Annotated in this window: 16 protein-coding genes, 1 pseudogene and 1 riboswitch; of the genes and pseudogenes, 8 read left to right on the forward strand and 9 right to left on the reverse strand. The window is 68.5% G+C overall.

Annotation, left to right across the window (positions count from 1 at the left end):
* Positions 1-157 precede the first annotated feature (157 nt).
* On the reverse strand, positions 158-1,951 hold the full coding sequence (locus ACPPVW_RS00650; RefSeq protein ID WP_426624645.1) for an ABC transporter family substrate-binding protein: 1,794 nt from the start codon (positions 1,949-1,951) through the stop codon (positions 158-160).
* Between the two features lie 281 nt (positions 1,952-2,232).
* On the opposite strand from ACPPVW_RS00650, the gene ACPPVW_RS00655 reads away from it, so the two are divergent.
* Positions 2,233-3,045, forward strand: coding sequence for a CPBP family intramembrane glutamic endopeptidase (locus ACPPVW_RS00655; RefSeq protein WP_426624646.1), 813 nt, complete (start codon positions 2,233-2,235; stop codon positions 3,043-3,045).
* Positions 3,046-3,091: 46 nt separating this feature from the next.
* Here the strand turns inward: ACPPVW_RS00655 and ACPPVW_RS00660 are convergent, their stop codons facing one another.
* On the reverse strand, positions 3,092-3,445 hold the full coding sequence (locus ACPPVW_RS00660; protein ID WP_426624647.1) for an Lrp/AsnC family transcriptional regulator: 354 nt from the start codon (positions 3,443-3,445) through the stop codon (positions 3,092-3,094).
* 200 nt (positions 3,446-3,645) lie between these two features.
* Between ACPPVW_RS00660 and ACPPVW_RS00665 the strand changes: the two genes are divergently transcribed.
* Together ACPPVW_RS00665 and ACPPVW_RS00670 are read left to right on the forward strand one after the other, a co-directional pair.
* A complete protein-coding gene (locus ACPPVW_RS00665) occupies positions 3,646-4,089 on the forward strand; it encodes a rhodanese-like domain-containing protein (RefSeq protein WP_426626350.1) in 444 nt (147 codons plus the stop codon).
* A gap of 476 nt (positions 4,090-4,565) precedes the next feature.
* Positions 4,566-4,771, forward strand: a pseudogene (locus ACPPVW_RS00670) (DDE-type integrase/transposase/recombinase); the annotation flags it as partial.
* A gap of 132 nt (positions 4,772-4,903) precedes the next feature.
* On the opposite strand, the gene gcvP reads toward ACPPVW_RS00670, so the two are convergent.
* The 7 genes from gcvP to ACPPVW_RS00705 all read right to left on the reverse strand — a co-directional run bounded on the left by gcvP (position 4,904) and on the right by ACPPVW_RS00705 (position 13,699).
* Positions 4,904-7,846 carry an aminomethyl-transferring glycine dehydrogenase gene (gcvP, locus tag ACPPVW_RS00675; RefSeq protein WP_426624648.1) on the reverse strand — a complete coding sequence of 981 codons (2,943 nt, stop codon included), beginning with the start codon at positions 7,844-7,846 and terminating at the stop codon, positions 4,904-4,906.
* A gap of 14 nt (positions 7,847-7,860) precedes the next feature.
* Entirely contained in the window at positions 7,861-8,235 is a 375-nt protein-coding gene (gene gcvH / locus ACPPVW_RS00680; RefSeq protein ID WP_426624649.1) for a glycine cleavage system protein GcvH, read from the reverse strand.
* Between the two features lies 1 nt (position 8,236).
* A complete protein-coding gene (gcvT, locus tag ACPPVW_RS00685) occupies positions 8,237-9,442 on the reverse strand; it encodes a glycine cleavage system aminomethyltransferase GcvT (RefSeq protein ID WP_426624650.1) in 1,206 nt (401 codons plus the stop codon).
* A 181-nt stretch (positions 9,443-9,623) separates the two neighbouring features.
* Positions 9,624-9,715: riboswitch (glycine riboswitch) on the reverse strand.
* Positions 9,716-9,818: 103 nt separating this feature from the next.
* On the reverse strand, positions 9,819-11,141 hold the full coding sequence (locus ACPPVW_RS00690) for a M23 family metallopeptidase (protein WP_426624651.1): 1,323 nt from the start codon (positions 11,139-11,141) through the stop codon (positions 9,819-9,821).
* Positions 11,142-11,229: 88 nt separating this feature from the next.
* Complete coding sequence (locus ACPPVW_RS00695) at positions 11,230-11,952, reverse strand: transposase (protein WP_426624652.1); 723 nt, start codon at positions 11,950-11,952, stop codon at positions 11,230-11,232.
* A gap of 36 nt (positions 11,953-11,988) precedes the next feature.
* Entirely contained in the window at positions 11,989-12,822 is an 834-nt protein-coding gene (locus ACPPVW_RS00700) for an IS5 family transposase (protein ID WP_426623674.1), read from the reverse strand.
* Positions 12,823-12,865: 43 nt separating this feature from the next.
* A complete protein-coding gene (locus ACPPVW_RS00705; protein ID WP_426623971.1) occupies positions 12,866-13,699 on the reverse strand; it encodes an IS5 family transposase in 834 nt (277 codons plus the stop codon).
* Between the two features lie 280 nt (positions 13,700-13,979).
* Between ACPPVW_RS00705 and ACPPVW_RS00710 the strand changes: the two genes are divergently transcribed.
* Genes ACPPVW_RS00710 through ACPPVW_RS00730 form a run of 5 tightly spaced genes read left to right on the forward strand, consistent with a single transcriptional unit; the run spans position 13,980 to position 19,617 of the window.
* Positions 13,980-14,762, forward strand: coding sequence for an NUDIX hydrolase (locus ACPPVW_RS00710; RefSeq protein WP_426624653.1), 783 nt, complete (start codon positions 13,980-13,982; stop codon positions 14,760-14,762).
* Complete coding sequence (gene nadA / locus ACPPVW_RS00715) at positions 14,759-16,054, forward strand: quinolinate synthase NadA (protein WP_426624654.1); 1,296 nt, start codon at positions 14,759-14,761, stop codon at positions 16,052-16,054. Before ACPPVW_RS00710 ends, nadA begins: the two co-directional genes overlap by 4 nt.
* A 1-nt stretch (position 16,055) precedes the next feature.
* Positions 16,056-17,618: an L-aspartate oxidase gene (gene nadB, locus ACPPVW_RS00720; protein WP_426624655.1), complete on the forward strand. Its 1,563-nt coding sequence runs from the start codon at positions 16,056-16,058 to the stop codon at positions 17,616-17,618.
* Positions 17,612-18,472: a carboxylating nicotinate-nucleotide diphosphorylase gene (gene nadC, locus ACPPVW_RS00725; protein WP_426624656.1), complete on the forward strand. Its 861-nt coding sequence runs from the start codon at positions 17,612-17,614 to the stop codon at positions 18,470-18,472. The genes nadB and nadC overlap by 7 nt, the downstream gene beginning before the upstream one ends.
* A complete protein-coding gene (locus tag ACPPVW_RS00730) occupies positions 18,469-19,617 on the forward strand; it encodes a cysteine desulfurase family protein (protein WP_426624657.1) in 1,149 nt (382 codons plus the stop codon). The genes nadC and ACPPVW_RS00730 overlap by 4 nt, the downstream gene beginning before the upstream one ends.

Below are 19,617 nucleotides of genomic sequence, written 5' to 3' on the forward strand. Positions count from 1 at the left end.
ACGGGTCGGTCGGCGGAGTTGGGGGCTCGCCAGGCGCGATTTCGAGATAACGGTCGGATCACGACCGCCGAGTACATGATAACGGGGCGTCGACTCGAAGCCGACGCCCCGTCGCGAGAGTGCCCGGGGGTTTCCCGGGCACTCTCTGGGTCGAGCGTTACTTCGCGGTCGAGGACTTGACGGTCCACTCCCAGAAGTTCCAGAACGGGCCGTTCTGGTTGCCCATGTACTTCACGCCGTCGACGCGTGCGTTGGCGCCGAAGACACCCGGCAGCTGGAACAGCGGCAGACCGTAGCCCTGCGAGAAGGCGGTCTTGTCGATGTTCTTCTCCAGCGAGACCAGCTTGTTCTTGTCGAGCGTGGTCTGGGTGGCCAGAGCGTCGTCGTTCGCCGCGGAGAAGCGGTTGTAGTTGCCGCCACCGTTGGTGGTGAACAGCTGCGGGATCTGCGACGTGCCGGCACCCGGGCTGATCCAGCCGAAGAGCGACGCGTCGTAGTTGCCGCCCGGGAGGAGCTTGCTCCAGTCCGGCGAGCCAGCGTCGACGACCTTGATGCCGGCCTTGGCGGCAGACGTCTGGATGGCCTGGAACTCGTCGACACGGTTGGGGTTGTTCGTGTTGTACAGGATTCGGACGGTCGGGGTGGCACCGGCGAGCAGCGCCTTGGCGCCCTCGATGTCGACCTTGTCGTACTTGCTCGAACCGTTGTTCTTCACGGAGTCGCCGTACTCGGGCTGCTGGTTCGGCAGCCAGATCTGCGAGTTGAGGACCTTGGCCTTCGGGTTCACCGGGGTGACGATCGAGTCGAGGATCTGCTGACGCGGGATCGTCTTGAGGAACGCCTCACGGACCTTCGGGTCGGCGAAGACCTGCGAACCGAAGTTCAGGTCGAGGTGGTCGTACGACGCCTGGTCGCCGGTCAGGACCTTCGCGCTCGTCTGCTTGAGGGCGGTGAGCGTGTCGGCCGAGGCCTGCGGGTTGATGATGTCGACCTCACCGTTCTGGAGAGCGGTGACCTGGGCGTTGGCGTCCGGGATGATGCGGAACACGATCTTGTCCACGCTCGGCTTGAGTCCGCCGTCGTAGTACTTGTTCTGCTCCATCGTGAGCGACTGGCCGGGGGTCCACGACGAGACGACGAACGGGCCGGAGGAGACCAGCAGGTCCTTGTCGGTCGGGAACGCGGTCACGTCGTAGCCGGTGTTGACGAAGTCGGCGGCCTTCTTCAGGGTCGCGTCCACCGGAGCCGGGTTGCTCGGGTCGCCCTTGGGCAGGCCTTTGAGCAGCTTGGTCAGGTCGGCGGCCGAGGAGAGCCCCGCCTTCTTGGCCACGATGTGCGCGGGCTGGGCGATCGGGTTGACGAGCTCCCAGTCCACGTAAGGCGTGGCGTACTTGAGGGTGATCGACGTGTTGTTGTCGCCCACGGTCGGGAAGGCCGTCGAGTCGACTCCTGCGGTCGAGCCCGCGATCGTGAAGTACTGGGTGCCGCTGGTCACGTTGCCCTGGTCGTCGAACTTCGCCGAGTCGTAGTGACCGGAGGCGATGGCCCAGGCGAAGATCATGTCGTCAGCGGTGACCGGCTGTCCATCGGACCACTTGTCGTTCTTGTTCAGGGTGTACTTGACCGTCAGCGGGTCATCCGAGAGCTTCTCGAACTTGCCGAACTTGTCGTCGTGAACGATCTTGTAGTTGTTGTCGATGTACTGGAAACCAGTACCGTACGACCCGTCGAGGTAGCCGACCTGGCCGTTGGTGTCCAGGTTGCCCTGCGGGGTCTGCGAGTTGAACGAGGTGAAGTCGTTCACGACAGCGACCGTCACGGTGCCGCCCTTGGCTGTGGACGAGGTGCCCGTGCTGCCGGACGTGGTGCAGGCTGACAGCGCGAGCGCAGCAACACCGGCGACTGCGACGGCGCTGACCGCGTACCTGACCTTTCTTCCCTTGATGTGCAATGTTCCTCCTGTGCGAAGTGTGCGACGGTACGGGCGTGCGAGAGCACCCGAACCCCGCGGGATAAGACTGACCCTAGGTACCGTTGAGGGTGAATGCAAAATGAGGCAGGAAAACGTTACACAGTGGTAACTCAGTCGGTGGATTGTTGCGTTGCGGCCCTCAGATCGGCGCCCTTGAAGCGCCAAACACAAGAATCCGCGCGCATCGCGCATCCACGGGGCGAAATTCGCGCAGGTACAATATCGCACCCCAGGCGCCCGCAGCCTGGCAGGATGCACATATGAGCAATGACACGACGGCGGCGGCCCCGGCGACGTGGTCGGCCGAGACTCCCGTCGAGCGAAGCGGCCGGTCGCGCCTCTGGTGGGAGGTGGCGATCGTCCTGGGCGTCTCGCTCGGCCAGTCCGCGGTGTACTCGATCGTCTCGATCATCGACCGCTCCACGCGGAGCACGCCCCTGGCCGACCAGACGGCCCAGGTGAACCCGTCCCAGTCGAGCCGTCAGGTCTTCGACTTCGTCTACCAGTTCCTCGGCAACGCGTTCCCGCTGTTCGCGGTCGCCCTGGTGATCTTCCTGCTCTGGCAGCCCCGGCGCAGCGGCTTCCGACGCATCGGCTTCGACTTGAGCCGACCTGGCCGCGACCTGGGCGGCGGCGCGCTGCTCTTCCTCGTGATCGGCGTTCCCGGCATCCTCTTCTATGCGCTCGGCCGGGTGCTCGGGCTGACGGTGCAGGTGCAGGCCTCGCCGCTGGACACCTACTGGTGGACCGTGCCGATCCTGATCTTCGCCGCAGTCCGCGCCGGTCTGCAGGAGGAGGTGATCATCGTCGGCTACCTCTTCACCCGTCTGCGCCAGCTCGGATGGGGACAGTGGACGATCATCCTCTCGGCCGCCGTCCTGCGCGGCACCTACCACCTCTACCAGGGATTCGGACCCTTCGTCGGCAACGCCATCATGGGGGTCGTCTTCGGCTGGTGCTACACCCGCTGGGGCCGGGTGATGCCGCTGGTGGTCGCGCACGTCATCATCGACATCGTCTCGTTCGTCGGCTACCCCCTCGCCGTCGCCCTTTGGCCCGGCATCTTCGCCTAGCTAGCTGTTGCTGGCCAGGAGGTTGTCGACGCGTAGCTGCGGCTGGTTAGTCGGGCGGGAGTAGCGGGCGGGGTGGCAAGGGTGAGGAGTAGACGACGCTGGTGGTGACACTGCCGAGGGTGCCGATTTTTCCGCTGACCTGTTCCAGGTGTTTCATGCTGGTCGCGACGACCTTCATGATAAAGCAGTCGTCGCCGGTGACGTGGTGCGCCTCGATGACCTCGGGAATGTTGGCGAGCAGGGTGTGGAGCGGTTCGTAGATGCTGCTGGGGTACCTCAAGCGGAGGTACGCCAGGATGGTGAAGCCCAGTCGTTCTGGGTCGACGTGCGCGCCGTAGCCGCTGATGACACCGGATTCTTCGAGTCGGCGTACGCGCTCGGCGGTGGCGCTGTGGCTCATGTTGATACCCCGCGCCAGCTCTGCGATGCTTTGCCGGCCGTTGGCCTGAGCGACGACAGGATCGCAGTATCGACTCTGTCAGGCTCAAAAGGGAGATTCGCGGTCATGTGGCAACACTGCCATGAAATCGAAGCCATTCGGGCCCGAGCGCCGGGGAACGGCCCTTTAGATTGCGTGTGGCCGTGAATAGCGTTTCGGGCATGACAGTTACTACCGTCTCGACCGACCTCTTCGTCGCGCATTTTGCGGGCAAACTCGCCTTCGAGACCGACGCCTCAGATGTGCACGCTGATCAGGAACGCGATGCCCGGTTCGTGCTGATCGACTCTCGTGGGGACGCTGCCTGGGCGCAGGGGCGCATCGTCGGGGCCGTACACATGCCGACCGCTGAGATCGTGTCCCGTGCGCTCGATGAGGTTGCGTTGGAGACGCCGATCGTGACGTATTGCTGGGGCCCGGGCTGCAACGGGTCGACCCGGGCCGCGCTGGAGTTCGCGAGGCTGGGCTACCAGGTCAAGGAGATGATCGGCGGCTTTGAGTATTGGGCCCGCGAGGGCTACCCCGTCGAGGACGAGCATGGCCGCATCCTTCGGGCAAAGGACTCGCTGACCGCACCTGTGGAGTCGATCACCTGTGATTGCTGAATCGGTCTCAGTCCGCCCGGTGCGCGAGAGCGATCTGCCTGAATTGGTCCAACTCCTCGACCATGCCCTGTACGAACGGGCCGCGCCTCTTCGCCGAGACCTGGACACGGCGCTAGCTGCGATGCTGTTCCTCCCCGAACCGAGGATTCGGGCGCTTGTTGCCATCGACGACTCAGCTCTAGTCGGATATGCAAGCTGGGGCTTGGAAGCATCGACCTGGCACGCGACCGAATACGCTCACCTCCATCACGCGCTTGCTCTCGCAGCTCGGCTTGAACCGGCGCAAATTCAGCGACCCGAATGGAGAGACCAACCGGGAGCCGCAGCGCATCATCGCCAAGTGGCCCGTTCACATGGTTCATATCGACGTGAAGAAAGTCGGGCGCATCCCCGACGGCGGCGGCTGGCGCGCGCACGGCAAAGCAAGCGAGCACGCCAAGGTCGTCGCGCGCACGAAGACACGCGGCACCAAGACCGGATATGCCTGCCTGCACTCCGCGATCGACGGGTACTCAAGACTCGCCTACACTGAAGCGCTGCCCGACGAGAGGGCCGTCACAGCCGTCGCGTTCCTCGACCGCGCCCGCACCTGGTTCGCGGCGCACGGCACCACTAACATCGAACGCATCGTGACGGACAACGGCTCTTGCCTTCGCCCCACGCCTTCGCACAAGCGATGGGTGCGAGCGGCACACCGCTCCGCGTCAACAACGTCGTGGCCTCATACAGCTAGCCGGCACCGCCGAGTACGCAGACGTTCTGCGTACTCGGCGGTTTCCGGCCGATTTTCGGCGTACTCGACGGGTGCTCGCGCCTACGCGAAGGCCTCGGGAGGCGGGCAGGCGCAGAAGAGGTTGCGGTCGCCGTAGGCCTGGTCGATGCGCCGCACCGGAGGCCAGTACTTGTTCCGCACCAGGGCCGGCACGGGGTAGACGGCCTGCTCGCGCGTGTAGGCGTGGTCCCAGGTGGACGACGCGACGGACTCCGCGGTGTGCGGAGCGCCTCGCAGCGGGTTGTCGTCGGCCGGCCACTCCCCCGCCGCCACCGCGTCGGCTTCCGCCTTGATCGCGATCATGGCGGTGACGAAGCGGTCGAGCTCGGCGAGGTCCTCGCTCTCGGTCGGCTCGACCATGAGCGTGCCCGCCACAGGGAACGACATCGTCGGCGCGTGGAAGCCGAAGTCGATGAGCCGCTTGGCGACGTCGTCGACGGTGATGCCGGTGCGCTCGGTGAGCGGCCGGACGTCGAGGATGCACTCGTGCGCGACGAGACCGTTCTCGCCCGCATAGAGCACCGGGAAGTGCTCGCGAAGCCGCGCCGCGACGTAGTTGGCCGCGAGCACCGCGGCGCCGGTGGCGTCGGTGAGGCCCTGGGCGCCCATCATCCGCACGTAGGCCCAGCTGATCGGGAGGATGCTCGGGCTACCGTAGGGCGCCGCCGAGACGGGACCGCCGCCGTGCACGATGCGCTCGGCGTCGCCACTGTGTTCGTCACCCCCGGCGCCGGCGAGCACGTGCGTCGCGGCGAGCACGTGCGTGGCGTCCTGCGCGAGCGGGTGCCCGGGCAGGAACGGCGCGAGGTGCGCCTTCGCCGCTACCGGGCCGACGCCCGGCCCACCGCCGCCGTGCGGGATGCAGAACGTCTTGTGCAGGTTGAGGTGGCTGACGTCGCCGCCGAAGTCGCCGAACCGGGCATAGCCCAGCAGGGCGTTGAGATTGGCGCCGTCGACGTAGACCTGGCCGCCGGCCTCGTGCACCGCCGCGGTGATGGCGACGACCTGGTGCTCGTAGACGCCGTGCGTCGACGGGTACGTGATCATCAGGGCCGCGAGAGTGTCGGCGTTCGCTGCGATCGTCGCGCGGAGGTCGTCGAGGTCGACGTTGCCGAGTTCGTCGGTCGCGACCACCACGACGCTCATCCCCGCGAGGACGGCCGAAGCCGCGTTGGTGCCGTGCGCGGACTGCGGGATGAGGCACACCGTGCGCTGGTCGTCGCCGCGCGAGCGGTGGTACCCGCGGATCGCGAGGAGGCCGGCGAGCTCGCCCTGGCTGCCCGCGTTCGGCTGCAGCGAGACGGTGTCGTAGCCGGTCATGTCGGCGAGCCAGCCCTCGAGCTGGTCGATCAGCTCCAGCGACCCCGCGACGTCGGCGGCGGGCGCGAACGGGTGGAGGGCCGCGAACTCGGGCCAGGTGACGGCCTCCATCTCGGTGGCGGCGTTGAGCTTCATCGTGCACGAGCCGAGCGGGATCATCCCGCGGTCGAGCGCGTAGTCGCGGTCCTGCAGCTGGCGCAGGTAGCGCATCAGAGCGGTCTCCGAGTGGTGCGTGGAGAACACAGGGTGCGTGAGGAACGCGGACGTGCGGGCGAGCGCCGGCTCGAACGACGGCTCGGAGCCGAACGAGACGGTCGCCTCGCCCGCCACCGTGCCGCCGAGCACCTCGATCAGGTCGGCGAGCGGGAAGACGCCGTCGCGCAGGTCGGCCGCCGACTCCTCGTCGAGGCTCAGCGAGACGAGGCCCGAGTCGACCGCGTGCAGCAGCAGGCCGCGCTCGTGGGCGCGCTCGACGACGACAGCCGCGTCGTCCGCCTTGACGACGAGGGTGTCGAAGAACGACCGCGACCGCACCTCGACGCCGGCCGCGCGAAGCGCCTCGGCGACAGCGACGGCGGACAGGTGCACCTGACGGCCGATCGCACGGAGGCCGGCGGGGCCGTGGTAGACGGCGTACATCGCGGCCATGACCGCCAATAGCACCTGCGCGGTGCAGATGTTGGAGGTCGCCTTCTCGCGGCGGATGTGCTGCTCGCGGGTCTGCAGGGTGAGCCGGTAGGCGGGCTTGCCGATCGCGTCCTGCGAGACGCCGACCAGGCGGCCGGGGAGCTGGCGCTCGAGACCCTTGCGGACGGCCAGGTAGCCGGCGTGCGGCCCGCCGAAGCCCATCGGGACGCCGAACCGCTGGCTGGTGCCGACGGCGACGTCGGCACCGAGCTCGCCCGGCGAGGTCAGCTGCGTGAGCGCGAGCAGGTCGGCCGCGGTCACCACGACCGCGCCGACGGCCTTCGCCGAGGCGATCACTGCGGACGGGTCCCAGACCCGGCCGGAGGCGCCAGGGTACTGTACGAACAGGCCGAACGCCTCGTGCAGCTCGGGGGCATCCGCGGGCGTCGACGCGAGATCGAGAACGACGAGCTCGATGCCGACGGCCTCCGCGCGGTTGCGCAGCAGCGCGAGCGTCTGCGGGAAGGTGTCGGCGTCGACCACGAATTTCACACCGGCGGCCTTGGAGGCGCGGCGCGCCAGCAGCATCCCCTCGACGACCGCGGTGCCCTCGTCGAGCATCGACGCGTTCGCAGTGTCCAGACCCGTCAGGTCGGACACCATCGTCTGGAAGTTGATGAGCGCCTCCAGGCGACCCTGCGAGATCTCCGGCTGGTACGGCGTGTACGCGGTGTACCAGCCCGGGTTCTCGAGGACGTTGCGCTTGATCACCGCCGGCGTGATGGTGCCGTAGTAGCCCAGTCCGATCAGGCTGCGGTTCACCGTGTTGCGGGCGGCGAGCGCTCGCAGTTCGCGCAGGGCTGCTCGCTCGCTGAGGGGAGCGGGCAGCGTGGACACGTGGGAGGCGTCCACGCGGATGGAGTCCGGCACGGCGGCGGAGACGAGAGCCTCCACCGATTCGAAGCCGATGGCGGACAGCATGGACTGCTGCGCGTCCCCGTCGGTGCCGATGTGACGCATCTGGAACAGGTCGCTCATGTCGTGCAGAAGCCTTACTCGCCCGTGAGGGCCTTGTACTCGCTGTAGGAGAGGAGACCGTCGGGCAGGGCGCTGAAGGTGACCTTGATGAGCCAGCCATCGCCGAACGGGTCGCTGTTGACCAGCTCGGGCGCGTCGACGACGGCCTGGTTTGCCTCGGCGACGGTGCCGTCGACCGGGGCGAAGAGCTCGCCGACCGACTTGGTCGACTCGATCTCGCCGACCACACGCCCGGCCGCGACATCGCTGCCCTCGGCGGGCAGTTCGACGAAGACCACGTCGCCCAGCTTCTCGGCCGCATAGCCGGTGATGCCGACGGTCGCGGTGTCGCCCTCGACGAGGAGCCACTCGTGCTCGGCGGTGTACTTCAGGTCCTGCTCTGCGGCCATGTCAATGCTTCTTTCTGCTGTAGAAGGGGAGGGCGGTGACGGTGAACGGAAGGCTGGAACCGCGCACGTCGACGTGCAGTTCGGTGCCGGGGCGGGCGAACCGCGGCGAGACGTACGCCATGGCGATCGGGACGCCGATCGTGGGCGAGAGGGCGCCGGAGGTCACGACGCCGACCTCCTCGTCGCCGCCGTCGACGGCGCGCGCGAGCACCGGGTACCCGGCGCGGGCTGCCCGCTTGCCCTCGCCCATGAGGCCGACGAGCACGCGCGCCTCGGCGTCCGGGCCCTCCTCGCTCGCGGCGCGGCCGACGAAGTCGGTGTCTTTGGCAAGGTTGACCACGCGGCCCAGCCCGGCCTGGGCAGGCATCGTGTCGCGACCCAGCTCGTGACCGTAGAGCGGCATCCCGGCCTCGAGCCGCAGCGTGTCACGGCTGGCGAGCCCCGCGGGGACCAGTCCCTGCGCTGCTCCGGCCTCCAGGAGGGCGTCCCACAGGGCACGGGCGTTGTCCGGCGCGGTGTACAACTCGAAGCCGTCCTCGCCGGTGTAACCGGTACGGGCGACGAGCACCGGATGGGTCTCGAACTCGGCCGGGACGCTCCAGTAGTACTTGAGGTCGGTGACGCGCTGCGCGAAGTCGCCGCCTTCGATGTGGAACCCGGGGGTGGCCAGCACGACGCTCAGGGCGGCGGGGCCCTGCACTGCGATCAGCGCGATGTCGTCGCTCTCGTCGTAGACCTCCACGTCGAACGGGGCGGTGCGGTCGCGCAGCTCTTCGGCGACGGCCTCCCGGTTGGACGCGTTCGCGACGACCATGTAGCGGTCGTCGCCCGTTCGGTAGACGACGAGGTCGTCGAGGATCCCGCCGACGCGCGACAGCAGCATGCTGTATTTCGCCTGGTCGAGCGCGAGCGACGACAGCTTGCCGGCGAGCGCGTAGTCGAGCGCCTGGCCGGCCTCCGGACCGATGAGCACGATCTCGCCCATGTGCGAGAGGTCGAACAGGCCGGCGGCGGTGCGGACGGCGTGGTGCTCCGCCAGATCGCTGGAGTAACGGACCGGCATCTGCCAGCCGGCGAAGTCGGTGAAAGACGCCCCCGCCGCCGTGTGGGCATCGTGGAGCGGGGAGGTGCGTTCAGCCGATTGCTCTGAATTGGCCGGCTGCTCCGAATCGGCCGATTGCTCCGTATGGGTTTGGTGCGAGCTCATGAGTTCTCCGTTCGCCGGCCGTCGCCGGAGGGATGAACGGCAGCGCGACGCGCGCTGACGTATGAAGAACTCCCCCTCTGTCATCCGGCCTGAGAGTTTCACCGCGACCGCGTCGAGGCGGTCGCGGCTTTCACCGTGGGCGAGACCAGCGCGTGCGCGCTGCCCTGCTTTTCAGAGTGGCCAGTCCGATGCGGTACACGTACCTGAGAGATTGTCGGGGAGGATTGCTCCTTCGGTGCCGCGCACTGCGCGCGACTCTCCCGCATCGACCTGATTGGCCCGGTATTCAGTTGATCCGGCCAGCATATCCGCATCCGAGGCTCCCCGCGCGCGCCTGCGTGCGATGCGGCGCAGAACGCGCGCAGGGAGGCGATCGCTAAGGCAGTGCGATCGCTGTCGCGCCGCCCGTGATCGTCGTCCACGTGCCGCCGAGCCCGCTCTTGACCGCGACAGTGCCACCGGTCGAGAGATACATCACGGTAAACCCGCGGCCGGCGTCGGAGTCGATCGCGAGTTCGCGCGCATCGTTGACGATGGTCACCCACGGCGCATAGAGGCCGCCGGACTTGACGATCGCCGTGCCGCTGGAGAGCACGACACCGATCGACGGGCCGACCGAGGCATCACTCGCCACCGCGATCGATGTCGCACCGGAGGTCAGCGTCACCCACGGCGCGCTGATGCCCGTCTTGGACCACACCGTCCCTTCCGGCGAGAGGACCACGAAGGTCGGGCCACGGAGCGGATCGGAGGCCACTTCGACCGCAGCCGCGGGGTTGACGAGCGCCTGCCAGTATCCGGAGAGCCCCTGTTTCACCGACATCATGCCGGTCTCGGACACCGCCGCGATCGTCAGTCCGTACACGGGGTCGCTCGCGATGGAGACGTCGGTCACCCCCGAGGTCAGCGTGACCCAGGGGGCGCCCAGCCCGGTCTTCGCGATGAGCGTTCCACTCTCCAGGATCACGGCGAGCGACACCCCCGTGGTCTCGTCGCCGGTCAGTGCGACGGAGCGGGCGCCGGTCACCTGCGTCGTCCAGGCGCCGTTGTACCCCGACTTGGTGAGGACGGTGCCGTTCGTGGTCCGGACCGCGATCACGGGACCGCCCGCCATCGCCGCGACGGCGATCTGGTCGACGCTCCCGGTCAGCGTGGTCCACGCGCTGTTCAGCTCGCCCTTCGCTATCGCCGTCCCACCGGTCGCGAGCACGGCTGCGTAGGTGAGCGTGCCGCCCGCGGGACTCGCCGTCGTATCGCCGACGTACTTCTCGAAGTCGACGTTCGTGCCGTTGATCCGAAGCACGATATGGAGGTGCGGCCCGGTGGAGCTGCCGGTGTTGCCCGAGAGAGCGATGGTCTCACCCTGCTGGACACGCTGCCCGGCGCTCACGAGGAGTGCGCTGTTGTGGAGGTACTCCGTGACGATCCCCCCGCCGTGGTCGATGCGCACCGTGTTGCCGCCGTCTCCCCACCAAGCCGACATCGTGACGGTACCGGCGCGGACTGCCTGAACCGACGTCCCGACAGGGACGACGTAATCCGTCCCCGGGTTGGACGATGGCGGCTGTCGCGACACGTGAGCCGCGAAGCTGTCAGAGACCGTGCGCGACACGGTCGGGTAGATGTATTCGGGCGCGGCCTGTGCCGGCGCAGAGGCGAGAGTCGCGATGGCGAGCGCGAACACGGATGCTGCGGCCACCGAGACCTTACGGAATCTTCGAGTGAAACTATTCATGACACGTCTAACATAGTTGCTCTTTCAATGCCTAAGAGTTTCCGCCGGTAGGTCATGGTTGTCGGGTGGGTTTGGTGTCCCAGAGCGGTAGCGTGACCATGCTTCGGTGAGCAGGCGTCGGGTGATGATGATGGCGTTGGCGAGGGCTATGAACGCGTCGATGACTCGTTCGCGTCGCTCGGTGCAGATGTGGAGTTTGCGGAAGCCTCGGTTGTGCCAGGAGTTGGTTCTCTCGATAACCCATCGTCTCCCAGCTTGTAGTGGTTCGCCCTTTGTTGCTGATGATTCCCTCGCAGCCGAGGGCGGCGAGCAGGTCGCGGGTTTTCCCGTTGTCGTAGCCGGCGTTCAGATGCACGGTGATGTTCTCGGGAAGGTGAAACCCGAACCGGCTCAGCTTCTCCAGTGTCGGCGCCAGCAGCAGCGAGTCGTTCCGGTTTGCCGCCGCGGTCACACGTCCCAGCGGGATGCCGTTCCCGTCGACCAGAAGCGAACGTTTCGTGCCTTGTTTGCCGCGATCCACTGGGGAACGACCGGCGGCTTCGCCGCCGCACGGGGCTTTCACGATGCACCCGTCGACCACCAGATTCGCCAGGTCCAGGCCGATCATCTTGTCGTAGGAGTCGAGGCAGGCTTGCTCCAGCGTACGGAAGACGCCCGCGTCGATCCACTCGTCGCGCCGTCGGCGCATCGTAGTGGCCGAGCAAGACGCGTCGGCGATCCTCTCGTAGGCGGCGCCGAGAACAAGCACCTGCACCAGCTTGTCGAACACGATCACCTACCGGCGCGACCTCTTAGAGGTCGCGCCGGTAGGTCATGGTTGTCGGTTGGGTCTGGTGTTCCAGCGGTAGCGGGTCCAGGCTTCGCGGATGAGGCTGCGGGTGGTGATGATCGCGGCGGCGAGGGCGATGAACGCGTCGATCACGCGGGTGCGGACCTCGGTGCAGATCTGGAGTTTCCGGAATCCGCGGTTGTGCCAGGAGTTCGTTCTCTCCACGACCCACCGAGCGCCGGCTTGTAGCGGTTCGCCCTTCTTGCTGATGACGTAGTCGCACCCGAGGACGTCGAGTAGGTCGCGGGTTTTGGTGTTGTCGTAGCCTGCGTCCAGGTGCACCGTGATTCGCTCGGGAAGGTTGAAGCCGAACCGGCTCAGTTTCTCCAGGGTCGGACCAAGCAGCGGGGAGTCTGGACGGTTCGCGCCGGCGACAACGCATCCGAGTGGAATCCCTCGCCCATCGACCAGGAGGGAGCGTTTCGTGCCCTGTTTCCCACGGTCTACCGGGGAACGGCCGGCAGCTTCGCCACCGCAGGGGGCTTTCACGATGCACCCGTCCACGGACAAGTCACCCAGTTGCAGTCCGATCATCTTGTCGTAGGAGTCCAGACAGATCTGCTCCAGCATGGTGAAGATCCCCGCGACGATCCATTCATCCCGCCGTCGACGGATCGTGGTCGCCGAGCAGGCGCTGTCGGCGATCTTTGCGTACGCGGCGCCGAGCACGAGCACCTGCACCAGCTTGTCGAACACGACCCGGTCCGGAACACGTGGCCGGTGACACCCAAGCGGATGCTCATCCACCACGGGCGGGATGAGCGCTTCGAACTGGTGCCAGATCGGGTCAATGATCGAAGATGGAACAGCGGGCACGAGGCGTCCTGGAAACCAACGAGTTAGAGCTTCCGCCGATAGGTCAGGGTTGTCGGGCGCTCCTGCCGTGCCAGCGGTGGCGTTTCCATCCTTCGCGAAGTAGTCGGCGGACGATGATGATGGCGTTGGCGAGGGCGATGAACGCGTCGATCACGCGGACGCGGCGTTCGGTGCAGATGTGGAGCTTCTTGAAGCCGCGGTTGTGCCAGGAGTTCGTGCGTTCCACGACCCAGCGGGCGCCGGCCTGGAGCGGGGTGCCCTTCTTGCTGATGACCCAGTCGCAGCCGAGGCTGCTTAGCAGGTTGCGGGTCTTGCCCGAGTCGTAGCCGGCGTCCAGGTGCACGGTGATCTGCTCGGGCAGGTCGAACCCGAACCGGGCCAGCTTCTCCAGGGTCGGGGCGAGCAGGGGCGAGTCGTGCCGGTTCGCTGGCGCTGCGACGACGCCGAGCGGGATCCCGCCGCCATCGACCAGGACCGAGCGTTTCGTGCCCTGCTTTCCCCGGTCTACCGGGGATCTGCCCGCGGCCTCACCTCCGCAGGGTGCTTTCACGATGCACCCGTCCACGGACAGGTTCGCCAGATCCAGGCCGATCATCTTCTCGTACCCGTTTAGGCAGAGCCGTTCCAGTTCGGTGAAGAGTCCCGCGGTGATCCATTCGTCGCGGCGGCGGCGGATCGTGGTGGCCGAGCAGGTGTGGTCGGCGATTTTCTCGTACGCGGCACCGAGGACGAGTACCTGGATCAGCTTGTCGAACACGATCCGGTCCGGGATCCTCGGCCGGTGGCCACCCCACGGGTGCTCGTCCACGACGGGTGGGATCAACGCTTCGAACTGCGCCCAAATGGGCTCGATGATGGAAGATGGAACAGCAGGCACGAGCACTCCTGGGCAACGACGGAATCTTGGTCGAAACCGTGTTTAACAGGGCTCGTGCCTGCCCTACGCCAACGCCACACCCCTACCTATCGGCGCGACCTCTTATTCACACAACCGTGGTTAACAGGCCTCGTGCCCACCTCAACGCAACGCCACACCATCACCTACCGGCGCGACCTCTTAGAAAGACCGACCTCGGTTTGGCGTTCTGGTCAGAATGACACTAAGATGGCCGACAACTTAGGGTCATGGAGACCTTTAGTCGGACGGGAGGCCCGAAATGGCCGCACACGAACACGCGAGCGCGATGCTCGCCGTGTCGACGGTCATCTTCGCGCTTCGCTCCGACGAGCAGACGGGAGGCCAGCCCCAGGTGTGGCTGCCGCTCGTCCGGCGCATCCGTGCCCCGTACGACGGGCGCTGGGCGCTCCCGGGAGGCCCGCTCAGGGTCGGCGAGGACCTCGCCTACGCAGCCGCACGCACGCTGGGGGACACGACAGGGCTCACCCCGCGCTACCTGGAGCAGCTCTACACCTTCGGCGACGCCGTGCGCTCCCCCGGCGACGACCGCGTCGTGTCCATCGTCTACTGGGCTCTGGTCGGCAGCGCCGAGACCGAGCAGGCGACCGCAGGCGAGAACGTCGGCTGGTTCGCCGCCGACGACCTCCCGCAGCTGGCGTTCGACCACAACGTCATCGTCGAGTACGCGCTCTGGCGGCTGCGGACCAAGATGGAGTACTCCCGCATCGCCCACGCCTTCCTCGGCGAGCGCTTCACACTCTCACAGCTGCGCGAGGTGCACGAGGCCGTGCTCGGTCGGCCCCTCGACCCGGCCAACTTCCGTCGCACGATCGAGGCCTCCGGAGCCATCGTCCCGACCGGCGACTACCTCATGGGGACCCGTCACCGGCCTCCCCGGCTCTACCGCTACAACGACTCGATCGACCTCGCCGACGCGGGGCCGCTCCCCCGTCAGCAGCCTCCGTACGGATCACGCCCGTCCCACGAACACCGTCAGGCCTCCGAACCACGTCCCACCCCGGAAAGCGAGCAGCAGTCATGACCATCGCATCGGTCGACACCACTATTCAGCTCATCGCGAGCGGCAGCCTCGACGGCGCGACGTGCGCCCCGGAGCTCGCCGACGGGCCGTGGCTGTTCGACTCCGCGCCGCCGTCGTACGGCCCCGGCGCCTCGCTGGCCGACCCCATCCCGGCGCACGCTCCGCGTCAGGGCGAACTGCCGGACGAGTACCGCACTGCCTCCAAGCAGGAGCTCGCCGAGCGGATCCGCGTGGCGAAGGCGACACTCGGCGACCGCGTCGCGGTCATGGGCCACTTCTACCAGCGCGACGAGGTCGTGCAGTACGCCGACTTCGTCGGCGACTCCTTCCAACTCGCCAACGCGGCCAAGGCCCGTCCGGAGGCCGAGACGATCGTCTTCTGCGGGGTCCACTTCATGGCCGAGACCGCCGACATCGTCTCGCGCGCGGAGCAGAACGTCATCCTCCCGAACCTGGCTGCCGGCTGCTCGATGGCCGACATGGCCGATCTCGACTCGGTGCAAGACTGCTGGGAGGCGCTCGAAGAGCTGTACGGCACCGAGCCGGACGTCGACGGCCGGGTGCCCGTCATCCCGGTCACCTACATGAACTCGTCGGCAGCGCTCAAGGCGTTCTGCGGCGAGCACGGCGGCATCGTGTGCACCTCGTCCAACGCGGCCACCGTGCTCGAGTGGGCCTACCAGCGCGGGCAGCGCGTGCTGTTCTTCCCCGACCAGCACCTCGGCCGCAACACGGCCAAGGCGATGGGCGTGCCGCTGGAGCGGATGCCGCTCTGGAACCCGCGCAAGCCGCTCGGCGGCAACGACGCGGCGACGCTCGAGGAGGCGCAGGTCATCCTGTGGCACGGCTTCTGCTCGGTGCACAAGCGCTTCACGGTCGGCCAGATCGAGCACGCCCGCGCCGAGTTCCCCGGCGTGCGCGTGATCGTGCACCCCGAGTGCCCGATGGACGTGGTCGACGCGGCCGACGAGTACGGCTCGACGGACTACATCGTGAAGGCGATCCAGGCGGCGTCCGCCGGCTCGACGTTCGCCATCGGCACCGAGATCAACCTGGTGCAGCGCCTCGCGGCCGAGTACCCGCAGCACACGATCTTCTGCCTCGACTCGGTGGTCTGCCCGTGCTCGACGATGTACCGCATCCACCCCGGCTACCTGGCCTGGGTACTGGAGGGCCTGGTGCGCGGCGAGGTGCTCAACCAGGTGCGCGTTTCCGACGATGTCGCCGTTCCCGCCCGGGTCGCGCTCGAGCGCATGCTCGCGGCGCGGCCGGACACCACGATGGCGGCCTGACATGGCCCGCGTGGTCGTGGTCGGCAGCGGCATCGCCGGTCTCGTCGCCGCGCTGCGGGCGGCCGAGCGGCACGAGGTGACGGTCGTCACCAAGGGCACGATCGCCGACGGCAGCACCCGGTACGCGCAGGGCGGCATCGCCGCGGCGGTGTTCTCCGACGACAGCGTCGCCGCCCACGTCGCGGACACCCTGCGCGCCGGTGCAGGACTGAATGACCTCGCCGCCGTGGAGGCGCTCTGCGGCGACGGCCCGCGGCGCGTGCGCGAGCTGATCGCGCTCGGTGTCGCGTTCGACCGGGACGACCGGCACGGCCGGGAACTCGCCCGTGGTCTGGAGGCAGCGCACTCGAGCGCACGCGTGCTTCACGCGGGGGGCGACGCGACGGGCGCGGAGATCGAGCGCGCGCTCGACGCCGCCGTCCGCCGCGCGGGCATCCGCGTGGTGACGGGCGCCTTCCTCCGCGACGTGCTCGTGTCGGACGGCGCGACCTCCGGGGTCGCGCTGCGGTTCCCCGACGGCACGGAGACCGTGCTCGACGCAGACGCGGTGATCCTCGCCACCGGCGGCTGGGGACAGCTGTACGCGCACACGACCAACCCCGCCATCGCGACGGGCGACGGGGTGGCCGCGGCGTGGCGAGCGGGGGCGCTGCTCGCCGACCTCGAGTTCACGCAGTTCCACCCCACGGCACTGCGGCTTCCCTCCGGCGACGGAGGCTCGCGCACGTTCCTGGTGTCAGAGGCGGTCCGCGGCGAGGGGGCCGTGCTGCGCAACGCGCGCGGCGAGCGGTTCATGCTCGATGCGCACCAGGACGCCGAGCTGGCCCCGCGCGACGTCGTCGCCCGGGCGATCGCCGTCGAGATGGCAGCGCAGGACGGCCTCCCCGTCGTGCTCGACGCGACGGCGCTCGGTGCGGCCTTCCTCGCCCGGCGCTTCCCGACCATCGACGCGGCCTGCCGCGCCGCGGGCATCGACTGGTCCCGCAGCCCGGTGCCGGTGACGCCGGCCGCGCACTACGCCATGGGCGGCGTCGCGACCGACACGCATGGGCGCACGAGCGTCCCCGGCCTCTTCGCGGTCGGCGAAGTCGCGTGCACGGGAGCGCACGGGGCGAACCGGCTGGCCTCCAACTCGCTGTTGGAGGGCCTGGTCTTCGCACACCGCGCCGCCGGCGCGATCGACGCTCCGTGGGCGGACGCACCGGTCTGGACCGAGCGACCGACCGTCGCCGCCGAGTCCATGCCTCCGGAGGCATCCGAGCCTGATCGGCAGTTCGATCGTGCCCGCCTCCAGGAGGTGCTGTGGGCCGGCGCCGGCCTCCATCGCGACCGCGCCGGGCTGGAACGCGCCGCGCGCGCACTCGCGGCGATGCGCCTCCCCGAACCGGGAGAGGACGCCAACCTGCTCCAGCTCGGGCGACTCGTGGTCGCCGCCGCACTCTCGCGCGAGGAGTCGCGCGGCGCCCACTTCCGTTCCGACTTCCCGCTCCCGGCAGACGCGGCACCGCATCACACGGTGCTCGCACCGCTGCCCGTACCGACCGAGGTGACCGTTCCATGCTGACCCGCCAGATCATCCACGACGTCGTCGGAGCCGCCCTGGCCGAGGACGCACCCTGGGGCGACCTGACTAGCGAGCTGCTCATTCCGGAAACGGCATATGCGACGGCACGGCTCTCGGCGCGGGAGCCGGGGACGTTCTCGGGAGGCGCCGTCTTCGCCGCCGCGATGACACTCACCGACCCGGCGATCCGGGTCGACCTCGCGGTGAGCGACGGGGACGCGTTCGACACCGGAGACACGCTCGCGACCGTCACCGGGCCCGCGCGCTCGGTCCTCCAGGGCGAGCGCGTCGCGCTCAACTTCGTGCAGCGGATGAGCGGCATCGCGACCCTCACCACCGCCTTCGTGCGCGAGGTGGCGCACACCTCCGCCCGCATCGTCGACACCCGAAAGACCACGCCGGGCCTGCGCGCGTTCGAACGCCACGCGGTCCGCAGCGGCGGCGGTCACAACCACCGCTACTCGCTGTCGGACGCCGTGATGGCCAAGGACAACCACCTCGCCGTGCTCACCGCGCAGACCGGACTCTCGGTCACCGACGCGCTGAGGGAGGTGCGTGCCCGGATGTCGCACACCACGCACCTGGAGGTCGAGGTCGACCGCATCGACCAGATCGAGCCCGTGCTGGCCGCCGGGGTCGACACGATCATGCTCGACAACTTCACGCTCGACGAGCTGCGGGAGGGCGTGGCGATCGTCGGCGGCCGGGCCATCGTGGAGGCCAGCGGCAACGTCAGCCTCGCCACCGTGCGCGAGATCGCCGACACCGGCGTGGACGTCATCTCCTCGGGAGCGCTCACGCACAGCGTCCGCTCGCTCGACCTCGGGCTCGACGTGGCGGTCGACGCGCCGTGAACGGCCTCTACCTCGACGCGGCCGCGACCTCCGCGGTGCGCCGGGAGGTGCTGGAGGCGATGTGGCCGTACCTGACCGGCGACTTCGGCAACCCGTCGAGCCGCCACTCGGTCGGCGAGTCGGCAGCGCGCGCACTGGCGGACGCTCGGGCGACGGTCGCCGCGTGGCTGGGCTGCCGGGCGTCGGAGGTCGTCTTCACCTCCGGAGGAACGGAAGCCGACAACCTCGCGATCAAGGGAATCGCCCTCGGCGCCCCGCGCGGACGGCACATCGTGACCACGCCCATCGAGCACGAGGCGGTGCTCGCCTCCGTCGACTATCTGGTGCGCCTCCACGGATTCGACGTCACCGTCATGCCGGTCGAGCGTGACGGACGGGTCTCGCCCGCCGACTTCGCTGCGGCGCTGCGACAGGACACCACCGTGGCGAGCGTGATGCTCGCGAACAACGAGGTCGGCACCCTTCAGCCCGTGCCGGAGCTGGCGGCGCTGGCGCACGAGCACGGCGTCCCCTTCCACACCGACGCTGTGCAGGCAGCGGGCTGGCTCGCGCTCGACGTGCGCGACCTCGGCGTCGATGCGCTCAGCGTCTCCGGCCACAAGATCGGCGCTCCCAAAGGCATCGGAGCGCTCTTCGTGCGCGGCCGCCTCCCCCTTGAGCCCGTGGTGCACGGGGGCGGGCAGGAGCGCGGCCGCCGCTCCGGCACCGAGAACGTGGCCGGCGCCGTAGCGCTGGCGACCGCTGCGCGCCTGGCGATGCGCGACAGGGTGGCCAACTCCGCTCGCGCCGCGGCGGCGCGCGACGCGTTCGTCTCCGCCGTGGTCGCGGGGACTCCCGGCGCGCAGCTGACGGGGCATCCGTCGCAGCGGCTGCCCGGTACGGCGTCCTTCGTCTTCCCCGGCACGAATGGCGAGACCGTGCTGCTGGAGCTGGAGCGTCGCGGCATCGTCTCCTCGAGCGGCTCCGCCTGCGCTGCAGGCAGTGAGGACGCCTCGCACGTGCTCCTCGCCCTCGGCTACGACGAGGATGTGGCCCGGACGGCCGTGCGGTTCTCGTGGGGCGCCGACGTCACGGAGGCCGACCTCCTCGCGGTCGCCCCCGCTGTCGCCGACGCCGTGCGGGAGGTCTCCGCGCTGGGCAGCTGA

Source organism: Leifsonia sp. McL0607, assembly GCF_049993355.1.
Taxonomy (GTDB): Bacteria; Actinomycetota; Actinomycetes; order Actinomycetales; family Microbacteriaceae; genus Leifsonia.

Excerpts from the sequence above, each read along its gene's own strand:
- ACPPVW_RS00710 (WP_426624653.1), top strand. The coding sequence starts at position 13,980 with ATGGCCGCACACGAACACGCGAGCGCGATGCTCGCCGTGTCGACGGTC.
- ACPPVW_RS00660 (WP_426624647.1), bottom strand. The coding sequence starts at position 3,445 with ATGAGCCACAGCGCCACCGCCGAGCGCGTACGCCGACTCGAAGAATCC.
- gcvT (WP_426624650.1), bottom strand. The coding sequence starts at position 9,442 with ATGAGCTCGCACCAAACCCATACGGAGCAATCGGCCGATTCGGAGCAG.
- gcvH (WP_426624649.1), bottom strand. The coding sequence starts at position 8,235 with ATGGCCGCAGAGCAGGACCTGAAGTACACCGCCGAGCACGAGTGGCTC.
- gcvP (WP_426624648.1), bottom strand. The coding sequence starts at position 7,846 with ATGAGCGACCTGTTCCAGATGCGTCACATCGGCACCGACGGGGACGCG.
- nadB (WP_426624655.1), top strand. The coding sequence starts at position 16,056 with ATGGCCCGCGTGGTCGTGGTCGGCAGCGGCATCGCCGGTCTCGTCGCC.
- nadC (WP_426624656.1), top strand. The coding sequence starts at position 17,612 with ATGCTGACCCGCCAGATCATCCACGACGTCGTCGGAGCCGCCCTGGCC.
- nadA (WP_426624654.1), top strand. The coding sequence starts at position 14,759 with ATGACCATCGCATCGGTCGACACCACTATTCAGCTCATCGCGAGCGGC.
- ACPPVW_RS00655 (WP_426624646.1), top strand. The coding sequence starts at position 2,233 with ATGAGCAATGACACGACGGCGGCGGCCCCGGCGACGTGGTCGGCCGAG.
- ACPPVW_RS00665 (WP_426626350.1), top strand. The coding sequence starts at position 3,646 with ATGACAGTTACTACCGTCTCGACCGACCTCTTCGTCGCGCATTTTGCG.